Annotated in this window: 17 protein-coding genes; 12 read left to right on the forward strand and 5 right to left on the reverse strand. The window is 38.1% G+C overall.

All coding sequences use genetic code 11. The features are described 5' to 3' along the window. Nucleotides 1-84: 84 nt before the first annotated feature. From AB3G38_RS01020 to AB3G38_RS01045, 6 genes are read left to right on the forward strand one after another with little or no spacing between them, the layout of a single operon-like run. The gene (locus AB3G38_RS01020) at nt 85-1,149 is read left to right on the forward strand and encodes a type I restriction endonuclease (RefSeq protein WP_367866636.1); all 1,065 of its coding nucleotides are present in this window, start codon (nt 85-87) and stop codon (nt 1,147-1,149) included. A 5-nt stretch (nt 1,150-1,154) separates the two neighbouring features. Beyond that, nucleotides 1,155-1,607 carry a hypothetical protein gene (locus AB3G38_RS01025; RefSeq protein WP_367866637.1) on the forward strand — a complete coding sequence of 151 codons (453 nt, stop codon included), beginning with the start codon at nt 1,155-1,157 and terminating at the stop codon, nt 1,605-1,607. Between the two features lie 9 nt (nt 1,608-1,616). Continuing rightward, on the forward strand, nt 1,617-3,317 hold the full coding sequence (locus AB3G38_RS01030) for a hypothetical protein (RefSeq protein ID WP_367866638.1): 1,701 nt from the start codon (nt 1,617-1,619) through the stop codon (nt 3,315-3,317). 19 nt (nt 3,318-3,336) lie between these two features. Next, nucleotides 3,337-3,525, forward strand: a complete 189-nt coding sequence (locus AB3G38_RS01035) for a hypothetical protein (RefSeq protein ID WP_367866639.1) — start codon at nt 3,337-3,339, stop codon at nt 3,523-3,525. Between the two features lie 35 nt (nt 3,526-3,560). Continuing rightward, nucleotides 3,561-4,046 (forward strand): hypothetical protein, encoded by a 486-nt coding sequence (locus AB3G38_RS01040; protein ID WP_367866640.1) that lies wholly within the window; start codon nt 3,561-3,563, stop codon nt 4,044-4,046. Between the two features lies 1 nt (nt 4,047). Further along, nucleotides 4,048-5,601, forward strand: a complete 1,554-nt coding sequence (locus AB3G38_RS01045) for an ATP-binding protein (protein WP_367866641.1) — start codon at nt 4,048-4,050, stop codon at nt 5,599-5,601. A gap of 638 nt (nt 5,602-6,239) precedes the next feature. On the opposite strand, the gene AB3G38_RS01050 is transcribed toward AB3G38_RS01045, so the two are convergent. From AB3G38_RS01050 to AB3G38_RS01060, 3 genes are all read right to left on the reverse strand, one after another. Further along, a complete protein-coding gene (locus tag AB3G38_RS01050) occupies nt 6,240-6,875 on the reverse strand; it encodes a response regulator (RefSeq protein WP_367866642.1) in 636 nt (211 codons plus the stop codon). Further along, nucleotides 6,865-7,551: a sensor histidine kinase gene (locus AB3G38_RS01055; RefSeq protein WP_367866643.1), complete on the reverse strand. Its 687-nt coding sequence runs from the start codon at nt 7,549-7,551 to the stop codon at nt 6,865-6,867. Before AB3G38_RS01055 ends, AB3G38_RS01050 begins: the two co-directional genes overlap by 11 nt. Before the next feature lie 716 nt (nt 7,552-8,267). Then, on the reverse strand, nt 8,268-8,894 hold the full coding sequence (locus AB3G38_RS01060; protein WP_367866644.1) for a hypothetical protein: 627 nt from the start codon (nt 8,892-8,894) through the stop codon (nt 8,268-8,270). A gap of 264 nt (nt 8,895-9,158) precedes the next feature. Here AB3G38_RS01060 and AB3G38_RS01065 point away from each other — a divergent pair, with 264 nt between their 5' ends. The 3 genes from AB3G38_RS01065 (at nt 9,159) to AB3G38_RS01075 (ending at nt 14,386) form a co-directional block, all read left to right on the forward strand. Beyond that, entirely contained in the window at nt 9,159-10,427 is a 1,269-nt protein-coding gene (locus AB3G38_RS01065) for a hypothetical protein (RefSeq protein ID WP_367866645.1), read from the forward strand. Nucleotides 10,428-10,468: 41 nt separating this feature from the next. After that, nucleotides 10,469-11,977 (forward strand): hypothetical protein, encoded by a 1,509-nt coding sequence (locus AB3G38_RS01070; protein ID WP_367866646.1) that lies wholly within the window; start codon nt 10,469-10,471, stop codon nt 11,975-11,977. Between the two features lie 381 nt (nt 11,978-12,358). Continuing rightward, entirely contained in the window at nt 12,359-14,386 is a 2,028-nt protein-coding gene (locus AB3G38_RS01075) for a GxGYxYP domain-containing protein (RefSeq protein WP_367866647.1), read from the forward strand. Between the two features lie 78 nt (nt 14,387-14,464). Here AB3G38_RS01075 and AB3G38_RS01080 read toward each other — a convergent pair whose 3' ends face one another. Together AB3G38_RS01080 and AB3G38_RS01085 are read right to left on the reverse strand one after the other, a co-directional pair. Continuing rightward, nucleotides 14,465-15,292 (reverse strand): response regulator, encoded by an 828-nt coding sequence (locus tag AB3G38_RS01080; RefSeq protein WP_367866648.1) that lies wholly within the window; start codon nt 15,290-15,292, stop codon nt 14,465-14,467. Continuing rightward, the gene (locus AB3G38_RS01085) at nt 15,277-18,441 is read right to left on the reverse strand and encodes a two-component regulator propeller domain-containing protein (protein ID WP_367866649.1); all 3,165 of its coding nucleotides are present in this window, start codon (nt 18,439-18,441) and stop codon (nt 15,277-15,279) included. Before AB3G38_RS01085 ends, AB3G38_RS01080 begins: the two co-directional genes overlap by 16 nt. A gap of 218 nt (nt 18,442-18,659) precedes the next feature. Between AB3G38_RS01085 and AB3G38_RS01090 the strand changes: the two genes are divergently transcribed. From AB3G38_RS01090 to AB3G38_RS01100, 3 genes are read left to right on the forward strand one after another with little or no spacing between them, the layout of a single operon-like run. Beyond that, nucleotides 18,660-21,842, forward strand: a complete 3,183-nt coding sequence (locus AB3G38_RS01090) for a SusC/RagA family TonB-linked outer membrane protein (RefSeq protein ID WP_367866650.1) — start codon at nt 18,660-18,662, stop codon at nt 21,840-21,842. A 4-nt stretch (nt 21,843-21,846) separates the two neighbouring features. Next, the gene (locus AB3G38_RS01095; protein ID WP_367866651.1) at nt 21,847-23,748 is read left to right on the forward strand and encodes a RagB/SusD family nutrient uptake outer membrane protein; all 1,902 of its coding nucleotides are present in this window, start codon (nt 21,847-21,849) and stop codon (nt 23,746-23,748) included. 24 nt (nt 23,749-23,772) lie between these two features. Continuing rightward, nucleotides 23,773-24,468, forward strand: coding sequence for a DUF3823 domain-containing protein (locus AB3G38_RS01100; protein ID WP_367866652.1), 696 nt, complete (start codon nt 23,773-23,775; stop codon nt 24,466-24,468). Nucleotides 24,469-24,506: the final 38 nt, after the last annotated feature.

The following is a 24,506-nucleotide window of genomic DNA, read 5'->3' on the forward strand; positions in this document are numbered from 1 at the left end:
TCAAATCTTACGGGAAACCGTAAGATTTGGAATGCTCACCTCCCTACTTTTGATGAAAATAAAGTCAATTAAAAATACAGGAAAATGGATCTCAAACTTAAATTAGAACAACTTCATCAAAGAGTAGTCGGATTAAAAGATCAGATTAACACAGAAGAGGCAACGAAAAATGCTTTCGTCATGCCTTTCATTCAAATATTGGGTTATGATATTTTTAATCCTACAGAGGTAATTCCAGAACATATTTGTGATATCGGAACCAAAAAAGGCGAAAAAGTGGATTATGTAATCCGTAAAAATAATGAACCTATTCTCATCTTTGAATGCAAGCACTGGAAAGAAAGTGCAGATGCCCATAATTCACAACTCCACCGTTACTATCATGTTTCTAAAGCGAGATTTGGTGTATTGACAAACGGCACGATTTATAACTTCTATGCCGATCTGGAGAAGCCAAATATTATGGATGAGAAACCATTTTTAACTATTGATCTGGAAAACCTGAAAGATAACTCAATCAAAATTCTGGAAAGCTTTACCAAGAATCAATACAACTTAGAAAGTATTCTTGATTCGGCAGAAGGCCTCAAATACATTAAGGCAATCAGGAACGAATTCGAGAAAGAAATCGATAACCCATCTGATGAAATCGTCAAGCTACTGGTTAATCGTTTTTTTGATAAACCGCTTACAGCAAACCGAATGATCGCTTTTAAAGAATATGCGAAAAAAGCATTAGCTATTTCGATCAATGAGTCTATAAGCTTTCGCTTAAAATCAGCACTGAGCATTAACGAGAAGATTGAAAAACAGGACGATATTAAAACAAATAATATTGATGAAAATCAAGATGAGTCCAGGATTATTACTACTGAAGAGGAATTGGAGGCTTTCCAAATTGTTAAGGCAATTTTAAGAGAAAAAATCCCTGCGAATAGAATTGCAGCAAGAGATACCCAGTCTTATTTCGGTGTATTGCTTGACAATAATAACCGAAAACCAATCTGCCGGTTCCACTTTAATACCGCAAATAAATACCTGGAGACTTTTCAAAATGGAAAGGATACAGGCGAGAAGAAACAACTTAAAAGTCTGGACGAGATTTATGACTATAGAAGTCAATTGCATCAAACTGTAGATAACTATTAAATCTTATGGCAAGAATTATACTTCAAAATAGTGATATCACGCTAGATACTAGTAAAGAAAAGACGTTATCTACTGTATTTTTAAGTGATAGAGATTTACTTAAAAAACGTTCTGGAAAATATCTTGCCCTCATCGCTGGGTTTGATTCTAAAACCCTGACCGCTACAAAAGGGATGGAAGCACTTATGCAGGCAATTCATGAAGAATTTGGTACAGCAGCATTGAGCAGTTTGCCTTTAGGCATAGTATCCAAATGTTTTCTAGGGCACCCCTATGAAGTGCATACTCTTGATTTAAGTGGTAGTCAGATCATCAAACATTATAAAGTAAATGAAACGATGGAGGCTGATTTTGAAAAAGCCAGGGTTGTGGCAAAGCATAATGCTTATGCTATGGTCGAAGTCTATAAAGATAAAATTATTTTGATCCGTAAAGACGGAACAGCTACAAAATTATAACCTAATCCTATGTCACAACAAGTAATCTCTTACGCTGACCTTACTATTATTAATAATGCATTACGGTCAATATCATCAAATATGACGGGTGTAAAATCCGAATTGGGGACACTAAATTTCAAACAAGACCAATTAGAGGATGATTTAACAAAGCTGGCAGGTTCTTTTGCCGATTTTGTGAATGCAGATTTAAAACATAAATCATTACAACTTGCTGAAACCCGTCAGGGGAACCTAAAGCAAGATTTACAAATAAAATATGGCTATTACGCGGAAATCCGAAGAATGGCCACTGGTATTTTACAAGGGGTAGATGCAGGCGTAGTCAGCGATGATACCTTAAAATTTACGACCGAAGAGGTCATGATCAAAGCGCCTGGTTATTGGCTGGCTCCAGCATTAGTGGCATTAGCTGCCTGGATTACAAATGACCACTTTGCTAATCAAAAAGCAATGGCAGAAGCTTTAAAAAGAGATGATTATAAGACAACTCTTTTCTTTTTGTTGTTAATGAGAAGACTCCAAAGAAATGATGCCAGTCTGAAATGGCTGGAGCGTTATTTTATGCATCAAAATCCGCATCATCTGGATAGAGAGTTCATCATCATACTGGAAGCAGTGACCACGGGCGTATTCCCTCCTGCGGCAAGACAATTAATGATGACAAATGTCAAAAGCTGGTTGGATCAGCTCACACAAGGTGATACCTTTATTAATGAGCAGAAGTCACAATGGGTTAGCTTCTTTAAAGCGATGGGGCCTTTGCCAGATGGAAAATATCCATTGCTGGGGAAATTTTCAACAAACTGGGAAGCACTCGAAACCTCTTTGAAAGAAGCTAAAACATATGATATATTGGATGCGCATTTCAGAAGTATTGTCGCAGCCTCTGCGGATTTTTCAAAAAGTACGAAGGTCCAGTTAGATGAAATTTTGTCACTTCTGGTAACTAATTTCGATGAAGAAGAATTACCACTACAAGAGCAAGTGAGGCTAAATCAGCTTATTATTCAAATGGATGGTGATAAAAAATCTGCACAAGCATTGATAGATGTGGAGAAGCACATTTTTAATGAGCAGGTGGATTTTCTCCAGCTACTTACAAATGCCTCTTTTAATCCAGAATTGTCAGGCGTAACAAAAGTAACCCAATCACTTGCTGTTTCCATTAGTCAACCCTGGATTATTGAATCTTGCAATACCTTTATTGCACAGAATAGAAATAATATACCACAAACCATTGAACTTGATATCGATAATTTTAAGATAACAACCAGCAATGGAAGTGATGAAACCAAACTCCTTGAAAAACAAGAAATCTTTTATCAAAATGTTCTCGAAACAGAATTGGGTAAACTTTCATTTCCATATGGTGGTGTGATCATCGGTGTTTTAATTGCTCTTGGCGGTGTCTGGGCATGTACATCAAATGTTATTGCAGGATTAATCGGATTGGGAATTGGAGTTGTCATAATCTGGAATGTAATCAACAGCCATGCTAAAGCAAAGAAAAAAATCACCGAAAATGTTGAAGAGAGAAAACGTATGGCAAAAGCGGTATTAAGAGGTTGCATTTCTGAAACTGTAGATTATAGAATCGAGCATCAGGAAGAAGACAACAAGGCCGAATTGGTTTTGGAACTGCTCGGGTCAATTATTCCGGAAAATTTCTCTAGTGTATCCAAAGAGACAGTACGAAACATTATTTAACATTTAGCAATTTAAAACGATGGACATCATATTAGATAACGATTCAGCGCAACCTGAAAACATCAATAATCAGGCTAAGAAAGAAAATGCAATAAAACCCAATTTATTTCAAGGTAATACACAAGGCGGAATTGACACAGCTAAATTCCCTGAATGGGATATTGTTCCGCCAAATCAATTCATAAATCCAAGAATCAAAAAACAATAATGCAGTCGCCGACAACTTATGCAGAGTGGATTAATTTGCTGAATCAATTCGGAGAAGGTAATGATGAAAGCTTAGAACAGCTGAATAAGGGGACCTTTATTATAGATGCCGGAACGGCTTCTCGTTTCTATGCCGGAGTTGAAAATACTTATAAAAAGAGGAAGCAAAAATGGCTTAATAAACTTCAGCAATCGTTTCGAATGCAAGAGCCTAAAACTATAGCTGATTTTGAGATTGTTCTAAGAAATGGAAAACAAAATCTGAATCCTTTAATCGTATTTATCACCTTAAAGGGGATACCTGATGATTTAAAGAAAACGCTTAAAAATGATCTTGAAGCCTTTGTTGAAGAAATTAAAAAATCACTACAGGACGGTGTTTCAAAATCCGCGGGTGGAAGCGAAAAAATGATGATTCTGCTAAATTCTTTTGGAATAAATAGCAAATCAGAAAAAATAGAAACAACCGATAGTGGAACAACTGAAATTCTACCTGTTACAGGTAGAAAAATAATATTCTAAAATGGCAAACAAAGTAGAATTCAAAACTTCGCTTTTGCGGATGTTCAGAGCAAGAATACCCTTTATATCTATTAGAAGTATTGAAAGGGCAAGGGTATTGGAAGTTGTTCAGCAATTGGCTGAAGAAATCAATATCCCTATTTATGTACACAGCCTGTCACATGGAACAATGGATATTAAAACCAGGAAAAGTGTGAATGATGACCGGTCTGTTGCAGGCGGACTGGATTATGCCGTTCAGTATATTTCACAAAAACAGAACCTGACTTTTGTTTTTAATGAAGTAAGTGATATTGAAGATGATAACCTGGTCTCCAGGCATATTTATGATTGCGTTATTCAGGCTATCGAAAGAGGAGGGAGTATTTGTTTAATTACCACAAAAAGTATTTGGCCTCAATTACAGCGATTGGGAATGACAATCACATTGAATGCGCCAAACGAGGAAGAAATGCTGGAAGTTGTTAAAGATTGTGTTACACCTTATAAAAATTCTATTCCACTGGAATGGGACGAAACCGATTATAAAATGGCTGCTACTATTTTAGCAAATATGACTAAAATAGAAGCAGAAAACGTTTTGGCCACTCAAATGGCTAAAGGATCTCTAACCAAAGATGATATCAGAGAACTCAGTAATGCAAAAGATAAATTATTCAGCGACATTTCTGGATTGGAAAAAGTAAAGATTGATCCTGCTACACTTTCAGTTGCAGGCTTAAGTGGGCTTCAAAATTGGCTTGATAATCAAAAAAAACTCTTAACATCTAATCTCAAAGCGAGAAAAATGAGACCACCAAGAGGAGTTCTTTTAGTGGGGGTTCCAGGCTGTGGTAAATCATTATCTGCGAAGTTTATTGCTGCCAATTGGAATCTGCCTTTATACCGTCTTGATCTTGCCGCAATTCAGGGACAATATCTTGGTCAATCTGAAAATAGATTAAAAGAAGCATTGGCTTCGGCCGATAATGCCGCCCCCTGCATTTTATGGATTGATGAAATTGAAAAAGGTCTTGCAGGTGCAACTTCTTCAAATGATGGTGGTACATCCATTAGAATGCTTGGTCAGTTTCTATTTTGGCTTCAGGAAAGTGAAGCCAAAGTATTTGTGGTCTCAACTGCAAATGATGTCAGCAAGCTTCCTCCGGAACTGTTACGCAGAGGACGTTTTGATGAACTGTTTTTCGTTGATCTGCCAGGTAACCAGGAGCGGAAGGATATCATCAATCTTTACATCCAACGAAATTTATTAAACCGTCCCACAGAAGGTATATTAACGAAGCTTATTGAAATTTCAGAAGGCTTTGCTGGTTCTGATCTTGAAGGAGCAGTTAGAGATGTTGCTATACAGGCAGTTATTCATGGGGATGATATAGTCAATGATGAATTATTCGAGAAGTGTTTTAAAAATATTGTACCGTTAAGCAAAACTGCACCCGAAAGAATTGAGGCGATCAGGATTTGGGGAAGAGAAAGAGCTGTTCCCGCCTCTGGTATTTCATGGAATACAACTCCATATGATAGTGCAGCTGGCAAAAGATCTATTATAATTTAGACGGTCTGGCCGGCAATCGTTTTAGCCTGAAGCTATTAAAATAATTTTTCGTTTTCTGGTTTACCGTAAATAACCGGTTTATTGGTCTATACCCTTGTTTAGTTTGTTACTATTTTTTTGTCTGATAGTTATAATGTTTTTTTTGTCTAAATATTTACCTGTAAATAAACAGTTTGATCGCTTAACTTTTATGAACCCGTACAGAAGATACATAGCTATAAAAAAAGCATGGCAAAAAAACATTGAGATTACTCCTGACAAGCATGGAAGACAGTTAAAGAAAATACACTACTGAATCTGATTATGATAAGACCATTCAAAAACAGATGGACATACATTTTAGAAAAATCGAGCTACTATGAGAATTAAATTGAAATCTTTCACATAAAATATAAATTATGAAAACACTTTTACTCCTTGTCATTTTCTTCACCAATACTAACTTTTCAACCCCAAAGTCTGTTTATATCTGTAACAGTGGTATTTCAAAAAAATACCACTATAAACCAAGCTGCCGTGGATTAAAAAATTGCCAGTTTAAACTTTTAAAGACCAGCTTGGACAAGGCTAAAAAAGATGGTAAAACTTTGTGCAGGTGGGAAATTCATTAGAATCGCCTTGCGGTATAAGCCTACTGTTTATAATTTAACAATATTTTTTCTAATCGCTTCGAGCACCATACCCACACGGCTTTGTACATTCAACTTCTCAAATAATTTTTCCCTGTAGCCATCAATAGTCCTTTCGCTCAAAAACATTAAAGAAGCGATTTGTTTGTAGGTCAGATCACTGCATGCAAGTTTTAAAAATACTTTTTCTTTTTCATTGAGTAGTGGAACATTTGGTTTATGATTTAATAAACGTCTGAAATTGATATTACTGACATCTGCATTGTATTGCCCTTTGATGTAAATTTCATTAAGGGCTTTTTCTAATTCGTTAGGATGGGTATCTTTTAAAAGATAGGCGCAACAACCTGCCTTAATCATTTCTATAACGGTGCTGTCTGTATCAGTCATTGAGAGTGCAACAAGCTTTATTTCAGGGTAGTTCTGACTCAGCCATGCGGTAGTTTCCAATCCATCCATTACTGGCATATTTACATCAATCAGCATGATTTCCGGATGATTGAGGCTTAATCGCATTTTATCTTTCAAATCCTGACCATTACTCGCTTGAATAATAACTTCGTACTTCTTAAAAGTATCCAGCATTAATACCAATGACATCAGAAATAATTTATGATCATCTATAATTCCGATACTAATTTTCATATTTGTCATCATTAATTGGTAATTGTATATTGATTTTAGACCCATATACAGATGTATCCCAGCAGATACTTCCTCCTAACAAGCCAATACGTTGTTTCATATTTCTGATACCCAGACCTGTATTCGCTGATTCTAAATCAAAACCTTTACCATCGTCATAGATTTTCAGGTCAATTGTATTTAATATTGTAGTGATGTTTATACTGATGTTTTCTGAGTCAGCATGTTTGATTGCATTCTGAATTGCCTCCTGGGTTATGCGGAAAAGAATGATTTGTTTTTGTGTATCTAACCCTAATTTACCACAATGACTTAAATTTATTCTGATTGTTTTTGCTGCATTTATCCTGTTGATTTCATTTTCAAGATTGGTGATCAGGTCAAATTGTTCAAGCCACTCTTTGTCCATTGATTTTGTAAGCGCACGAAGCTCATTAATAGCTTTACCCAATGTCTCTTCTGCAAGGTTTAAAGTATCGGGGATCTGAGCCAGGCTTCTTTGAGTTATGCCGATGAACATTTTGGTACAGCTCAATAACTGCCCCACATTATCATGAAGTTCTTTGGCCAGTTCATTGGATGTCATTTCCTGAACCTCTATCTGAGACTTCATCAATTGGTTCTCAAACTCCTCTTGCATGCTTTTTTTTTCCTTCAGGTAAACATGCTGTTTCATTTTGTAATTTACGATTGCAAATACAATCCCCAAAAACAGAATGATAAGAATTATTGAAGTAATTATTATTGTGGCGTAAATCTCTTCCATCTATAAAGTGAAAAACCAATTAAGAGAAATATATATAAGAAATAATTGCTAACCGAATTTATAAGTGAAAAAAGGTACTTTGCTTTTGTATAGTTGGATTTTACAGTAATTAAGTAATTAAATATACCATTAAAAGGCAGCGTACAAATAAAGTAAATGAAAAATGCAATAATAAACCAGAAGGAGGGCAGCATGAAAATTGACCGGTCATCATTTGGTTCTATGCACCACAATGCAAGTATACACCATGTAATGATCAGCAACGCTTCAAAGCTATTGCTGATACATGGCATCTGTGTCCAGTCCTGCATATTTAAACTGATAATCAAAGAACCATTAATAAATACAGGAATGGAATATAACATTAATTTTCTGATAGGCTTTATAGGGATGCCATCAATAAGAGATAGTGTTATAAGGCTGTATTCCAGTATATTAAATATATGGTAAATTAGGTAATAATTTAATCCTTTACTGATATATACTTCAACTATAGCCTCCGTCAAAATTGATATAAATAGTAATAAAGCAAGTATTTTTATTCTTCTGACTTTTAGAAGGAATAAGCTATTTACAAAACAGGCAACCATTAAGAAGTAATAAAAATACTTGAGGTTAATCATTTATTAAAACTTTTCTTTAGCGTAATTATAAAAAGATTTTATAAACTCTGCAAAGTCCATTTCTTTCAGATATTGAGACTGGCTTTCAAGAAAATCTTTCATTGATTTCACATTTTTGGCCTCCAAAAATGGACTGCCTCCATTACCCTTTTCCTCTATTGGTGGCAGCAGGTAATTCATTTTCTTGTAAATAGCGTCTTCATCAAGCTCCGCGGTATTACTGACCTTTTTTTGAGCTTGCATTGCCGCCGCTACATCAAGTAGAGCTGCTCTTGCAATCACTTCCCCAGTGCTATCAACACCTTCTAATGTAAGGCTCGCATCTTTACCATCTTTATCGGGTATTGCAAGATAAAATCTTACATACTCACAATTTTCATAGGATAAAACCCTGAAAATGGAGGCTTTACTAAACTCTACCCAATAAACATTCCTAAATGGATCATTGACGTCATCTGTATTTACCTGATCCTGAAATCTCCCGATCATCTCTAATGCAGCGCATGGTGTAATAGGCATTCCATAATGCCTGATGTCAGTGTTTGAAAATGGTTGCTCCAGGATAAGGTCACGTTTTTTGCTTTGGCGATCAAAGCCTTTTAAAGTCATTAAGTCATTTGTTCTTGGCATAATTCTTTTTGTTTGCGTTAAATAATACCACAATATGGCAAGATTCATTGGTAACTACAACGGGTAAATCACTGTTTATGAACGGGATATTTCCCATATCCATCAAAAGGAAACTACTGTTAAAATATGGTGATAATTCACCTGTTTTTCTGTTATTGATCTTAAGACATTTGTATAGCTGATCAGCATTCAGAGCTGCATAACGAATTTATTATTATCGTAAAGGCAATCAGGAAAATAAATTTAACTATAAAATCAATCATTATGAAGTCTTTAAAAATCATTCTCATGGCTATGGTCATCTCATTTTTTAATGTAAGCTGCGAGCCATCACCAAGTCCGGCTTCTATGGTTTTAGGCTCTTTTTTTTCTGGCCTGACCAATCATTTAAATTCAATTATTCAACAAGCACAAAGTTCTGGAACTATACTTGAACTTACCGCAGCGTCCCAATTAATGAATGTTATTGAGCAGGCCAGAATAGCCTATGACGGTCAATTGGATCATACCCTGGATTCTTTTACAGCAGCAGAGAGACAAACCTTTTTAGATATTAACCGGACCATAATTCAGTTAGATAAAGGAGTAACCAATTCTATCATTAATACACAGAATCTTATGTTAACCTTACCTTTGATGGATAGGGTGCCCCAGATCAGGTTATGTACAGGGAATATTATTGCTCCAAATCAGAAGAAATACACGTTGCATCTGGCTGGAGGATTTTGGGATCTGGCGAAAGACGGTTACCGTGCAGTTTTAAAAATAAATGGGAAAGTTATCAAGCCTATTATCAAAGCAACCAATGAGGTTGAATTTCAGATGCCCAAAGCACTTTTTAAAACTCCAGCCAATGAAATTGTATTTATACCGTGCGAAATTGAAATCGACTACAAAAAAGATAAATTGCTGGTGTTTAGTAGTAAAGAAACTGCAAAATTCAGTCAGAAACTAATTGTTCTCCCTTTAAAATTTGCCCAGGTTTCTTTAGAAACTTCAAGTTTGCAGGATTCAACTTTTGTTCGGGTTAACCAAACTTGCGGACCTTACATTTGGAGTTCCATAGATGGAAATAATCACAATGAAATCCAGGGTTGTGATATGGAAGCAGGGTGGCAATGTGATATTGCTAGTGTTCACCCTGTTTTATTAGGTGCGCAAGGCAGATCAAATGTAGATTGGTTTGATAACGGGAATCAGAGTTCGCTTGGTGGTGCAAAATGGAAAATGCTGACAACCCCAAAATCCGGACCCTTTGGTCATGATGGAGTTGTTTCTATCAACTTGATTTATAATTCTTTTCAAATTAAAAAAGTTGATGTAGTTAAGCTATCCAAGCCTGTTGACTTAGGGTGGGGAACCACCACCGTATTTGATTTGCCAAGAAACTCCATATGGAAATTGGTTTTTAAAAAGTATGACAACTCGGTTTTTACAATTGCATCTACAGATCAGAGCTCTTCTCTGGTTAAATTAAATCTGATAAAAGACAGGCAGATCTTAATCGCTACAGCTCCATTCAACGGCCTTTAGTAATCCTATCGTAATCAACCATATATCTAAATTAACAACTCATGAATAAAAATTTAGTTTTATTAAGTCTGTTTATGCTGCTCTGGAGCGGTATCACAGCCCAAACAATTCCGTCCTCCTCCTATCAGGAGACATCTGGAGAGAAAGCAGCGAGGGAAAAAATTGAGCGTAAAATTGCTTTAAAAAAAGCAGCGCTTGAACGGGGTATTAAAAGTAGAACATTATATTTTGATTTTAATAACCCCGTTCCTATTGAGAACCAATTTTTTCCAGCTAATAAAGTAATCACCCTGCAACTTTTAAACGTTAATCCCTTTCTTTATGAGGTGAGCATTAATGATACTTTAATAACGTTTCCAAATCAAAAACCACCTTTGTTTACAGAACTATTTGCAATGCCCACTTTAAATAAAGTACAAGATGTGCAGCCAAATACGATGAACTCTAATGCTTATATGTGGGCAGAGATTCTGAAGTTTAAGTCTATCCCGGAACAAGAAGCTGATCAGGATAGTTTAATGAAAAAATTTATCCACAAGTACTCAACTCTTGAAGATAGCACTAAAAAAGTATTAAGTCTTGGTGATCTTTTAACAGAGCTAGATAAAATTGTTGTCAAATGTAACCTGGATCTTGAAGAATCGAAAAGGCTGGCACAGACCTATATTCTTAGTAAACATATAAATGGAATTGACGAAAGCGCCTTTCCAGTCGGGCTACAGTCGGCAATAGACAATATGATAGCCTCAAACCTTGAAGCTGCAACAGATTTTATAAAGGAGGGTGAGCAGCTTAAAGGAAACTATCTGATATCCGCAAATGAAGTTTCCGCAATTAAAGAGCTAATTGATAACGCTGTAAAACTTAAAGAAAAGTTGGTGAAAATTAGTGAGGTAAATCTTGGACAGCGGATCGCTGAAAGTTACGATCATGTTTTTAGCTCCAGAATTAATCCATTTAAAACTGCTTCAGCAGGCTATGGAGCTGATCAGTTGCTTTTCAAAATAAAGGTTAAAAAACTGAAAGAAGTAAATTGTCCTAAGCCAATAACCAGTTTTGATGTTAAAGCAAACATTGTAGGAGGAGTGAAAATTGATTTTAGCGCTGGTCCGGTGTTGAATTTTGGTCGTAACAAATTCTTTGATCAATCTTATCGTAAAGAGCCGTTTTATATTGGGAACAGACTAACTGATAGTATTTCTATTGAAAAAAATAACAATAATAATCAGGCAATGTTCTCTATGGGCGCATTTCTTCATGCCTATACCAGGGTTTCAGGATACCTGAATGCCGGTCTTGTTGTTGGTGGAAGTCTGGGCACTGATCAGAGGTTTTATACACATTTTGGCGGTTCGTTAATTATAGGGAAATCGGACCGGCTAATTCTTAGTGGAGGTCTTTCAATTGCTAAATCGGATATGCTTTCTGGTAGATATGATGAAAAACAATTACTGAAAACAGCAATATCACCAGAAATAATTCCAATTGAAAAGGTTACCAGAGTTGGTGGTTTTTTCAGCCTGACCTGGAATTTGAATATGATTCCTTAAATGGAAAGGCTAAAAAGATAGCAACAATGGGTACAGATGAAAGTCTTTTACTATTAAATTCGTAAACCGTCCGCAATACACACTTTTGGAGACTTCATCGCTCAAAATATCCTTAAAGGCGATGAAGACTTCATAAATGTTCTTTTTGATATAATGCGGATTTAAAGGGAAAGTATGTTTTAATTCATCCCTTTGCACATCGCTATAATTGGCATGTAAACGGTGTAATTAACTGTTTTCCGGATAACCCGTACTCCTTTGTTTTCTTTAATGAAAATCTCTTTTCATATCCTTCTGTTTTTATCTTTTGGACTAATTAAATAAAAGCTATAACTTCCTGTCTATAACCAAATACTAAACCTTTATAAACTACTCTTACCTATGACTAAATCGTTTAATTTTATTAAAACTGTTGTTGTGCTACTGCTTTTGCTCCAGTTTTATACCATGTCATCAATCGCTCAGATCACCTGGCCTGCCAGTCAGCTTCTTCCATCTTTTACTGCGCCAGCACAAACTCAGGATTTAATTACGCTTCGCGAAACATCTTCCCGGTGGGAGGCCGAAAGCTCAGCTATCAGTCACAAAACCGGAAGACCGGAAACAGACGGCTGGCTTTGTCAAACCGGAATTGACCTTCCAAACCTTCATATGGTTTACGGGCCCTATGATAAAACTATACCAGCTGGCCCGAACGTAGCTGAATTTCGAATGAAGATTGATAACAATACCGTCAATAACGATCCGGTAGTAGATCTTGAAGTCGTTAATGCCACAACCGGGCAGATCCTGACCACGAAGACCGTTACCCGTCAGCAGTTTGCTATAGCTGCAGACTATACCAGCTTTAGGTTACCCTTCACTATGCCAGCAAATAATCAATCCATAGAGTTACGCGTATTCTGGCGGGGAACCAGTTATATCAAAGTAGACTGGGTTAGTGCAGATCAAAATAGTTCCTCCGCAGAAATGTACCTGTTTGCCTCTTTAAAAGGGATTATTAACCAAACAAAGCCGCGTATTTTCTCTTACGAAGGTGATTCATTTGCAGAAGGGCCATATACCTGGTTGCAATCTTTAGGCTTAGGCTGGTCTGAACCCGCAGACAAATGGGATCTGATTACTAAATACCGCAGTGAAATATCCGGTTTAATCGTTTATGACCCTGCGCAAATACATACCGTTAACCTGGCAACCATGCTTGCAAAAAGTAAAAATGCCCTGATCGTCTCTCCATTACTGCTATCACGTTTAACCTCTGCTCCATACAATTTACCCATTTTAGTAGATATGCGCGGGCAGTTCAGTAGTAAGTTGCAGGTCTACCAAACTTTATATAATACCTACTGGCCAAACATTGATCACCGGTTATTAATCGGATTAAATCCTGAAGCACATAAAGCTGCCCTCAGAGAATATGCAACTGCATTGGGTGCAGCGGTAGTCTGGCTGGATCCGGATATCGCTGGTGAAAGTGAATTACTAAACAGCTTTCTTTCTTCCATGCCCGCAGGTTCAAACTTTATGGGATGGTGGCCTGAAGAAGCCTCAGGTGTAGAAAGAGCCTCAAAATATGGATTGACAACCATTGCCAGTGATTGGTGTACAAATCTGACCGTACATAGCGGTACATCAAGAACAGTGAATATTAAACCAATACCTCCAAAACCCGCATTACAAAATAAGATTTATGTGGCCTTCATTTTAAGTGATGGTGACAATTTACAATATGTCGAACATTTGATGCGTAAGCTTTGGTCTAACCCTGATCGCGGCTCAGTTCCTATAGGATGGACATTATCACCTGCAATGCTGGATGCTATGCCCGGAGCACTCAATTACTTCTGGCAAACCGCTACCGACAATGATAACCTGATTTCCGGCCCTTCAGGATATGGCTATACCTATCCGAACAGCTGGACTAATCAAAGTTTACTGGAACAATTTGTTGCTAAAACAGAAGATTATAATAAACGTGCTGGTTTGCGGGTGATTACGGTCTGGAACACCATCACCGGTGGAATCAGTCAGAACGTTGGAGAAACCTTTGCCAGCCACGCGCCAACCTTGCTTGGCTTAACTGGTCAGAATACAGGTGGGGGACTAACTATTTACAATAACAGCCTTCCTGGAATGGCACTTTCCTGTAACTACTGTAGCAATGAACAAAATATGAAAGATCATATTGCTTCTGCTGCCGCAGGATGGGATCGTAATTCACCACGCTTTGTAATTATACAAGCACAACCCTGGAATAATGCCAGGCCAACAAGTTTTAAGGATGTGGCGGGTTCCCTGAACGCAGATTATGTAGTAGTGCGTCCGGATCATATCTTTCAGCTTATCCGGGAATCAAAAGGTCTTTCAACCAGTCTGCCGGCGAAATCTCATTTGTCTAATAAACTATAATTGAGTGAGTAGAGAAACCTGATTAAACAGCAGTATCCATGTAAAAAGATTTATCCTTTTTGCATGGATTTTAATTACTTAAACCTTCTTTTTTTGATTCGCGTACATGCTGGCTGCATAATCGGTCGGAGACATTCCGAACTGTTTGGCGAAAATCCGGCCAAAATGAGTTTGAGAACTATATCCTACCATCTCTGCGATCTCGTAGATTTTAAGGGTACCTTCATTCAGTAGTTCCGCTGCTTTTTTCAGCCTTGCCAGGTTAATCAGTTCATTCGGAGAAAGATTGGAAATAGACTTTATTTTCCGGTACAGCGTCGGCCTGCTCATATTCATGTGATCAGTCAGAAGGTCTACATCTAACTGTGGATTACTGATTGCCTGATCTATAATCATCTGTATTTTTTTTAAGAACTGTTCATCTGCCTTGGAGTAAGCGAGACTCTTGATATGGAGCAGCGGAGAGCTTGAAAAATAAGCTTTGATTTTATTGCGGTTAGCAATCAAACTCAGAGCCTGTACCTGTAAAAACTCCGGAGAAAATGGCTTTTCAATATAAACATCTGCGCCGAGTTCCAAACCCTCAATCTTAGCCTGTAAACTGTTTTTGGCTGTCAGCAGGATAACTGGAATATGACTGAATGCTATCCCTGATTTGATCCTTTTGCAAAATTCAAAACCATCCATTTTGGGCATCATTACGTCACTAATAACCAGGTGTACAATTTCTCTCTCCAGGATCTCAAGCCCTTCAATACCGTTCGCTGCGACCAGGACTTTGAACTTTTCGCCCAGATCATCCGCTATGAATTCAAGAATTTCTTCATGGTCATCCACCAGAAGAATCACCGGTTTCTCCTGGTTATCATCAGCTGTATTTGATACAAAGTTTAAATCTTTTTCCATTTTCCTTTTAAGTTGAACTCTATCATTTGATGAATGGGGAATGTGGCCACCAGTATATTATAATCTGCAGGAGTTTCTTCCAATTTAAGGGAGCCCTTATGCAGTTCGGCCAGTGATTTTGCTATAGACAGGCCGATGCCGGTTCCTTGTTTCATTTCAGCCTCTCTTGTCCTGAAAAAGGGCTCAAAAATATGAAGTGCCAGTTCAGGTTTGATTTTATTTCCATCATTCAGCATACGTACCATAAACTGATCCTGCTGTTCATTTACTGTCAGTGTTACCCTAACCGTTTGTTTCCCATATTTAATCGCGTTATCTACCAAATTACTCATTATTTTATAGAAGGCTTCCAGATCGATATAAGCATATACCGGCTCTGCAGGTAAAAAGGTTTCGTAAACAATCTCTTTCTGTTCGGCAGCAAGCATAAATTGCAAATTCACATCGTGAAGGATCTCAGAAATATTTGCTTTAACAAAATTTAAAGAAAAACCGTGAATCTCTGTTTTTCTGAAATCCAGCAGTTGATTAGTCAAATTTAACAAGCGGTCAGTATTACGGTCCATAATCTTCAGGTTTTTCTCCAATGCAGGAACTTCTCCAGCAGCTTTGATCATTTTCTCCATTGGCCCTTTAATCAGTGTAAGCGGTGTTCGTATTTCGTGTGCCACATTAGTGAAAAATTCAATTTTGGCCTGATAGATCTCCTTTTCCTTTTTATGTTCAAAGATTTCCATACGCCGGTTGTTTTTACGCTGGATGGTTTGGTGGTATTGCCTGATCAGCAAGACAGTTAAACCAATAAACAGCAGTGCATAGATGAACCAGGCAACTGGACTTTTCCAATAGGGTGGGAGTACAATAATAAACAGTTTAATGTTGTTTTTACTCCATGCATTACTGCCCTGGATCATCGCCTTTGCTTCAAAAACATACTCTCCCGGAGCAAGTTTTGTAAAGTATATTTTCCGGTTAGTTTTTAGATATTGCCAGTTGTTATATAACCCGCTTATTTTATAAGCATACTCAGTTTTTTCCGGAGAAAAATAACTTAATGCAGCAAAATCTATATTAAAAGAAGATTGATTGTTATTCAGCGTAATATGATTGATATATAGGATAGATTGTTGCAATACCGGGTCTTCTTTTTTAGGCCGGGCTTCTGTATGGTCAATCTTAAAGCCAGTTAAAAATAAAGGCGCAGTTTTAGTATTGGTCTTCAGTTGACGCGGAAGAAAACTAATCAGTCCTTTTACACTTCCGAAATACATCCTGCCGTCTGTATCTTTATAAGCAGAGCTATAGTTGAACTGATCGGTCAGCAGACCATCAGTTTTTGTATAAACTTTAACTGTTTTTTTAAGCGGATCAAAACAGACTAGTCCACGCGTACTGCTGATCCATAATTTATATTGATCATCTTCCAGGATATTAAAAAGGAAATTAGCCGGCATCCCATTCTTTACTGTAAAAGATTTGAAACGGCCTGTTTTTTTATGGAAAAGAGATAAACCACCGCCATCTGTAGTAATCCACAGGTTCTTTTTACTATCCTGAAAAATACAATTTACAGTATTATTGGGCAGACTGCCAGCATCTTTAGGATCATTTCTGTAATTCTTATAATTGCTGTTCCCCAATTTGAAGCTGAAAAGTCCGTCATTGAAAGTTCCTGCCCAGATTGTTCCGTTTGCATCTTCTTTGAGGTTATTAAAGAATAGAAATGGCAAACCCGGTACAGGATCAAAGTCATCCTTTTTGCTATTGTAAGTATAAATGCCCGCTGTAGTGGCAATCAGAAGATCACCAGCCCTGGTTTTATATAAACTTAAGATAAAATCTGACCGGAGTAAACTTCCCTTACGCATATGATAATGTTTGGTAATCAAACCCGTATTGATGTTCATTACATCCAGTCCGTGTTCAAAAGTGCCAATCCAGAGCTTATCGCCATCGGCAAGCAGCCCGTGAATATTATAATGGGCAATGGTGTGTTTGCTGCCATCAGGGAAATAAGAACTGAATTTGCCGCTTCCGGGAGCTAATTTGTTCAATCCCGCATCTTCGGTTCCGATCCATAAATTGCCGTTCTTGTCTTTACAGATTTCCCTGATGTCATTTCCACTGATTGAATTTTCCTGCTGCGTGGGAAAGTATTTGGTGAAAATAGAAGATTGGGCAGCATAATAATTCATTCCGCCAAAATAAGTTCCGGCCCACATACCACCTTCTGTATCTTTGCAAAGGGAATAAATTGCATTGTCAGACAAGGAATAGGGATTGCTGTTCTGCTTTTGCAAATGAACCAGTTTCCCGTTTTGGTGATTGTAGATATAGATTCCCGATTCCGTACCTATCCAATACTCCTGGTCATTCATTTTTTTTATGGCCCGGACAAAAATGTGGGTTTTATCCTTGTTCATTACGATCAGATCTTTCAAAACGTTTGTTTTAAGATCGAATAATTTGATGCCCTGATTCGTTGTCCCGATAATAAGCTGCTGATCATTTGTTTCTTCGATCGAAGAGATCCATCCGATAGCTGTATTTTTAGCCGTTAAAGAAAGAATCTCAAAAGTGCGTGATGTTTTGATGTATCTGGCAAGATAACCATCCGGGCTGCCCAACAGAATTTCTCCATTTGGACGGCAATAAATATAAGTTGGAATAAATGATTGACTAACCTGTACCGTAGAAAATTTTTCGTGAAGGATGTTATAAATATATACTTTTCCTGAAGAAAGCATCCATAAATTACCTTCATGATCAAGCGTGAGTACACTAATACTCCTGTTTTTTGTCTCCTTGACCAGTGTGAAAAATTCGTTAACTGCATTGTAGTGATAAAGGCCCTGAGCTGTGCCTACCCATAAACTGGCTGGTTGGTCACTGAGTAACGAATGAACCTTATCGCTGCCCAGACTTCTCTGATTTGCAGGATCATGACGATAAGTTTTGAAAGAATACCCGTCAAATCTGTTCAGGCCATCTTTTGTCCCCATCCACATAAAACCACTGCGGTCCTGAGTACTACAAAACACACTATTATTAGATAAAGCGTTCTCTACCTGGTAATGTTTAAAGTAATAAGGCTGTGCCTGTGATAGCGTGGCAGACAGCAATAAAAAAAATAAGGTTAGAATTTTCAATTTGGTCTGATGGTTATCTCAAATATATTAATAATTATAAAGCTGAATCGATTTATAACTGAACCTTTCCTATCTATATCTGACAAAAAAAAGAGACAAATTGAAGAATTATTGATACAAATGCATGCAACAACCAAAAGCTAAAAAACCAATATTTGATTGTACGCGGATAAAATCACCTGATGATCAGTGTACACCTAACCAAATATAAACTCTTTATGGAAAAAAGTCTACCTGCTTATTGCAGAAGTGTGCGCTTAAAGCAGTATCCGCTTAAAGCTTTTACCTTTTGTATTTTCCTTCTTTTCTCCCTGACCAGTACCGCACAAACGAGCAACGTGAGCGGGACAGTTACGGACGACAAAGGACAGACGCTCATCGGTGTCACAGTGAAAATTAAAAACACGAAAATCGGCGGGATGTCTGATGCGAACGGGAAATTTAAATTGACCGTTCCGGATAAAAATGCCATTTTGGTATTTGCGTATATCGGATATACTACGCAAGAAGTGCCTTTAAACGGACAAACGGAGCTATCCGTTAAACTGAAAGACTACAACAATGATCTTCAGGAGATTGTGGTCACAGGATACGGTTCGCAAAAAAGAGAGTCTATTACCGGCGCAATTTCTTCTGTCACCAGCAAGGATATTGAGCGTGTACATGGCGGATCTACCGTAAGTACGGCGCTGGCAGGAAAGATTCCCGGCGTTACCTTTCGGATGACCGATGGCCGGCCTGGAGCAAGTGCCAGTATACAAATTCGAAATATGGGGCGACCACTCTATGTTATTGATGGGATTCAACAGGACGAGGGTCAGTTTAACAATATTGCACCTAACGATATTGAAAGTATTTCAGTGCTAAAAGATGCTTCTGCTGCTATTTATGGTGTACGCGCAGCGAATGGAGTAGTTGTGGTGACCACTAAAAAAGGAACAACTGGTGAAAGCCGGATTAACGTAGATGCTTATCTGGGTTTCCAGAACTGGTCAAGATTCCCTGACGTAGTGCGTACCTCTTATGATTATATGCGTTATAAAGCAGAGGCAGAAATGAACTCTAACGGGAAAACCAGTATTACACCAGCAGAATTGGAAAAATACAAAATTGGAACCGATCCTGCCTACAGAAGTTTTGACTGGCGGGATTATATCCTGAAAAGTAATAACAATGCCCCTCAGAATTCGGTTAATGTGAACTTTACCGGCGGAACGGATAAAATGAGCTATTATGTTTCCGCGACAAATCTATATCAGAATTCTGTATTGGGTAAAGAATATGAATTTAAACGGACTAACATCCAATCTAACATTACAGCAACTGTAGCCAATGGGCTTAAGGTCGGGGTTAACATTAACGGAAGGATTGAAAGCCGCGAGAACCCTGGTGTTCCCGGTACTGATGATTACCTGCTGGCACGTTTGGCAGTATTGCGGAACAATCCTTTGGAACGTCCATATGCCAACGATAATCCAGACTATCTGAATGATATTGGACATACGGAAACCAATTATGCCTTTTTAAATAAAAAACTTTCAGGCATATACCGTAACGACTGGCGGGTTTTACAAACTAATTTCAATGCAGAATACCAGATTCCTGGCATCAAAGGATTGGTCGCTAAAGCTGTATATTCTTATTATCTGGCAGATTATGTACTCAATAATCATGAGTATACCTATAATACTTATACTTACCGCCCCGCTACTGGTGCTTATGACGTTACAGGCGGTAGTAATAATCCATACCGCGAACGTGAACAGAAAAAGGAATTTGCAACCACTTTTCAGAGTCAGTTAAACTATAATAACACTTTTGGTAAACATACCGTGGGTGCCACGCTGGTTGCAGAAAGGATTGAACTGAAGCATCAGCGGAATTATATACACTCTTCACCAATTTCCAATAATCTGCCCTTAATCTATTTTCCAACTGCTGACAGGTATGATGACGTCGATGATGGCGAAGCACGTATCGGCTACATTGCCAGGTTAAATTATAATTACAACAGTAAGTATTACCTGGAAGCTTCTGCAAGACGGGATGCCTCTTATTTATTTGCACCAGATAAACGCGTAGGTTATTTCCCTGGTGTTTCTGCGGGATGGAGAATTACAGAAGAAGGGTTCATGAAAAATATTGTGGGAGATAAAAAGATCCTGAGTGATCTGAAGTTCCGTGCTTCTTACGGCATACTCGGAGATGACCGGAATCCAAATGATCCGAATCAACCTATTGTGTCTCCATATGCTTATCTTCCAGGTTATAACTATAACCAGGGAACAGTCATTCTGGATGGAAACCCAGTGATTGTTTCCAGAGATAAAGGAATTCCTTTAAACAGAATTTCCTGGCTGAAGAGCAGGACTTTTGATGTAGGTGCAGACTTTAGCATGTTCAACAATAAGCTTACGGGTACGATAGATTATTTTTACAGAAAGCGTACTGGATTACTGGGAGGAAGAAATGATATTATTGTTCCCGTTGAACTGGGCTACAGACTGCCAGATGAAAATGTGAACAGTGATGCACAGTATGGTCAGGAGATCTCTTTAAATTATAGCAGTAAAGTTGGACAGTTTAACTTTAATATCGGAGGTAATTTTTCCTATACCCGGTCTGAAAACCTGCAATCTTATAACCCATTATTTTTTAATTCGTGGGATAAATACCGGAACTCGTCCGAAAACAGGTATACCAATATAGATTGGGGATATGAAGCTATTGGACAGTTTACTTCTCAGGAACAAATCAATAATTATCCGGTAAATATTGATGGTAAAGGAAACAGAAGTCTTTTACCTGGTGATCTGATCTATAAGGATCAGAATGGCGATGGCAAAATCGACGAATATGACGACCGTCCAATTGGCTTTGGCTATGGAAAGCAACCCAACATTAATTTTGGTTTAAGCTTTGGCGCAAGTTATAAATCTTTTGATTTTCATGCAGATTTTTCTGGAGGAGCAGGGTATACCTGGTTCCAGAACTATGAAACCAGATGGGCCTTTCAGAATAATGGTAACCTGAATACAATTTTTGAAGACAGATGGCACCGTGCCGATCCGTTTGATTTGAACAGTGCATGGATTCCTGGTAAATATCCTGCAAACCGCTATAATGATGGCGGGCATAGCAACTACAATCATAATTCAACTTTCTGGTTGCATAGTGTGAAATATATCCGGGCAAGAACAATAGAGTTTGGCTATACTTTACCAGCTGCAATGCTAGCTAAAATTAAGGTGAAGCGGGCAAGGTTCTATATTAACGGGTACAATCTATTCTCTATTGATAATATGAAACAGTATAACGTTGACCCTGAGGTTGCAGACGATAATGGCCTTCAATTTCCACAGAATAAAATAGTTAACCTAGGTCTCAATTTAACTTTTTAATAGCATGATGAAGAAGATATATACAGTACTTACATTTACAGCTCTTTTACTTACAGGGGCTTGTAAAAAAGATAGTGCATTTTTAGATGTACCTCCTAAACAGATTATTCCCGAAGAAGTCGCCTTCTCGGATCCGGCTTTGGTACTTTCTGTTTTAGGAGATTTGTATAACCGGCAACTGGATTTTTCAAGTCTGGATGGAGATGGCTGGCGATCGTTTGTTGATTTTAGCGAGGCTTTTCCTTCAGAAAACGGAAGCTACAATATTGTTCAGCGTACAGGCTGGGGTTATGGAGAATGGGGAAACTGGGATTATGGGTATATCCGTGACATGAATCTTTTTATCAGGCGGGCCACTGCGGCAACCAAGCTTACTGAAGCAGATAAGGCCAGGTTCATTGCAGAAGCACGGTTTTTAAGAGCTAATTTTTATTTTGAACTGGCAAAGCGGATGGGGGGAGTACCCATAATCACAGTGCCAATGCAGTACGATTATTCAGGAAATGTAACTAATTTACAAGTCCCAAGATCAAAAGAATCGGAGGTTTATGATTTTGTCATCAGCGAAGCTGAAGCGATAAAAAATATATTACCAAAAGATGTGAACCAGAAATCAAGAGCATCCAAAGGAGCTGCACTGGCGATGGAAGCGCGTGCCGCCTTATATGCCGGGTCTATTGCTAAATATGGTTTTAAAACTCCGCAAGTTACTTTGGCGGGTGCGGAAGTGGGAATACCTGCTGGTCTGGCTGGCGGTTATTATCAAAAAGCACTTGCAGCTGCACAAGAAATTATCAATGGTCAGGCTGGTGCTTATCAACTGTATAAAGTTTTACCTGACCTTTCAGAGAACTTTGCGGCAGTATTTCTGGATAAAAGCAGTGTCAATCAGGAATCCATTTTTATTGAAGATTTTAAAGTAAACTCAGCAAAAGTTCATGGTTTTACCACTAACAACCAACCGTTTTCAATTTCTGACGAAGGTTTGGATGCGGGACGTCTGAACCCTTCTTTAAACCTGGTACAAGCTTTTGAAAAACTAGACAATACTTATGCACCAATCGCTACAAAGGACGGGCAGGGTAATCCTGTATATTACACCAATCAGCTGGATGCTTTTGCGGGCAGGGACGCCAGGCTGGCAGGAACTATTTTATTGCCTGATGGGACATTTAAAGGTAAAAACGTTGATATCTGGGCAGGTTACCAGTTGGCAGATGGCAGCGTTTTAAGCAGTGATGATGCGAGCCATTTAGTGAAGTTACCAGGAACTGACGTTGCAGTTCAGGTGGTTGGGAAAGATGGGCCGGTTAATGGACAAGAATTCAGGACGCAAACCGGATTTTATATCCGAAAATACTTAGATCCGCAGGTAGGATCAGGAAGAAGGGGAAGACAGAGTGATGTAGCATTTATCCGTTACCGTTATGCAGAGGTTCTATTGAATGCTGCCGAAGCTGCTTTTGAACTGGGAATGGGCGGTGTTGCCGATGGATATATCAACCAGGTTCGTTCCAGAGCTGGTTTAACAACAGCAATACAAGGAGTTACGTTTGATCAGATTGTTCATGAACGCCGGGTAGAACTAGTATTTGAAGGACACACTTTATATGATATGAAAAGATGGCGTTTGGCACATATCGTTTGGGATGGAAGTAAAATGTCTGTCGCTCAGCTGGTGAGTAATATAGGGCAGTCTACCAAGAAAAATACACAACCCTATGGACTCTGGTCTTATAAATATTACAATCCTGGAAGTCCAAATCACGGTAAATGGCTATTTAAAGAAATATTGCCTACAGCAGTTACAGGTGCAAATATGTTCCAGATGGGGAATTATTATTCAAATATTGGCAATGATATTTTATCCGCAAATCCAAAAATTGTTAAACAACCAAACCAGTAACCCTGGCTTTTAAATAGTACAATTATGAAGTTAAAACCAATATATATATTGTTTCTTTTCCTGCCCGTTTTCTCCTGTAAAAAGGATAATTATGAGGCGCCTTCCTCTACTTTAAAAGGCAGGATTCTGTATAATAAGGAGGAAATCGGATTGGAATTCAATCGTGTTCTGCTGGAATTCTATCAGCCGGGTTTTGGAAAAAAGGGAGCTATTAATGCAAGCTTTGCTCAGGATGGAAGTTATTCGGCACTTTTGTTTGATGGTAATTATAAGGCTATCATTCCAAATGGACAAGGGCCTTTTAAATGGCATCAAAATACAGCGGGAGTCAATGATACCTTAGCAGTCACCGTGAATGGAAATCAGACCCTGGACTTGCAGGCAATCCCTTATTACCTGATCAGGAATGCCATTTATAAAGTTTCCGGAACTGACCTGACTGCCACATTCCGTGTAGACCAGATCATTACAGGTAACGATGCTAAAAAAATTGAACGCGTTAATTTATACGTGAATAAAACTCAGTTTGTTTCCGGCTCAGATAATATTGCCAGTGCAGAGCTATCGGGAGGAGCTATAACAGATCCCACTGCTTTAACACTTAAAGCTGTTGTTCCGGCTATTGTTCCGGTTCAGAATTATGTTTTCGCACGTATAGGGGTGAAAATAGATGGGGTAGAAGACATGGTTTTTTCGCCTCTTCAAAAAATCCAGTTGTAACCACGAATACGAGTTTTAAATACGAAATACCAATTATA

Source organism: Pedobacter sp. WC2423, from assembly GCF_040822065.1.
Taxonomy (GTDB): domain Bacteria; phylum Bacteroidota; class Bacteroidia; order Sphingobacteriales; family Sphingobacteriaceae; genus Pedobacter.

Coding starts and splice junctions, on each gene's coding strand:
- AB3G38_RS01020 (WP_367866636.1), top strand. CDS start 85: ATGGATCTCAAACTTAAATTAGAACAACTTCATCAAAGAGTAGTCGGA.
- AB3G38_RS01025 (WP_367866637.1), top strand. CDS start 1,155: ATGGCAAGAATTATACTTCAAAATAGTGATATCACGCTAGATACTAGT.
- AB3G38_RS01030 (WP_367866638.1), top strand. CDS start 1,617: ATGTCACAACAAGTAATCTCTTACGCTGACCTTACTATTATTAATAAT.
- AB3G38_RS01035 (WP_367866639.1), top strand. CDS start 3,337: ATGGACATCATATTAGATAACGATTCAGCGCAACCTGAAAACATCAAT.
- AB3G38_RS01045 (WP_367866641.1), top strand. CDS start 4,048: ATGGCAAACAAAGTAGAATTCAAAACTTCGCTTTTGCGGATGTTCAGA.
- AB3G38_RS01050 (WP_367866642.1), bottom strand. CDS start 6,875: ATGAAAATTAGTATCGGAATTATAGATGATCATAAATTATTTCTGATG.
- AB3G38_RS01055 (WP_367866643.1), bottom strand. CDS start 7,551: ATGAAACAGCATGTTTACCTGAAGGAAAAAAAAAGCATGCAAGAGGAG.
- AB3G38_RS01060 (WP_367866644.1), bottom strand. CDS start 8,894: ATGCCAAGAACAAATGACTTAATGACTTTAAAAGGCTTTGATCGCCAA.
- AB3G38_RS01065 (WP_367866645.1), top strand. CDS start 9,159: ATGAAGTCTTTAAAAATCATTCTCATGGCTATGGTCATCTCATTTTTT.
- AB3G38_RS01070 (WP_367866646.1), top strand. CDS start 10,469: ATGAATAAAAATTTAGTTTTATTAAGTCTGTTTATGCTGCTCTGGAGC.
- AB3G38_RS01075 (WP_367866647.1), top strand. CDS start 12,359: ATGACTAAATCGTTTAATTTTATTAAAACTGTTGTTGTGCTACTGCTT.
- AB3G38_RS01080 (WP_367866648.1), bottom strand. CDS start 15,292: ATGGAAAAAGATTTAAACTTTGTATCAAATACAGCTGATGATAACCAG.
- AB3G38_RS01090 (WP_367866650.1), top strand. CDS start 18,660: ATGGAAAAAAGTCTACCTGCTTATTGCAGAAGTGTGCGCTTAAAGCAG.
- AB3G38_RS01095 (WP_367866651.1), top strand. CDS start 21,847: ATGATGAAGAAGATATATACAGTACTTACATTTACAGCTCTTTTACTT.
- AB3G38_RS01100 (WP_367866652.1), top strand. CDS start 23,773: ATGAAGTTAAAACCAATATATATATTGTTTCTTTTCCTGCCCGTTTTC.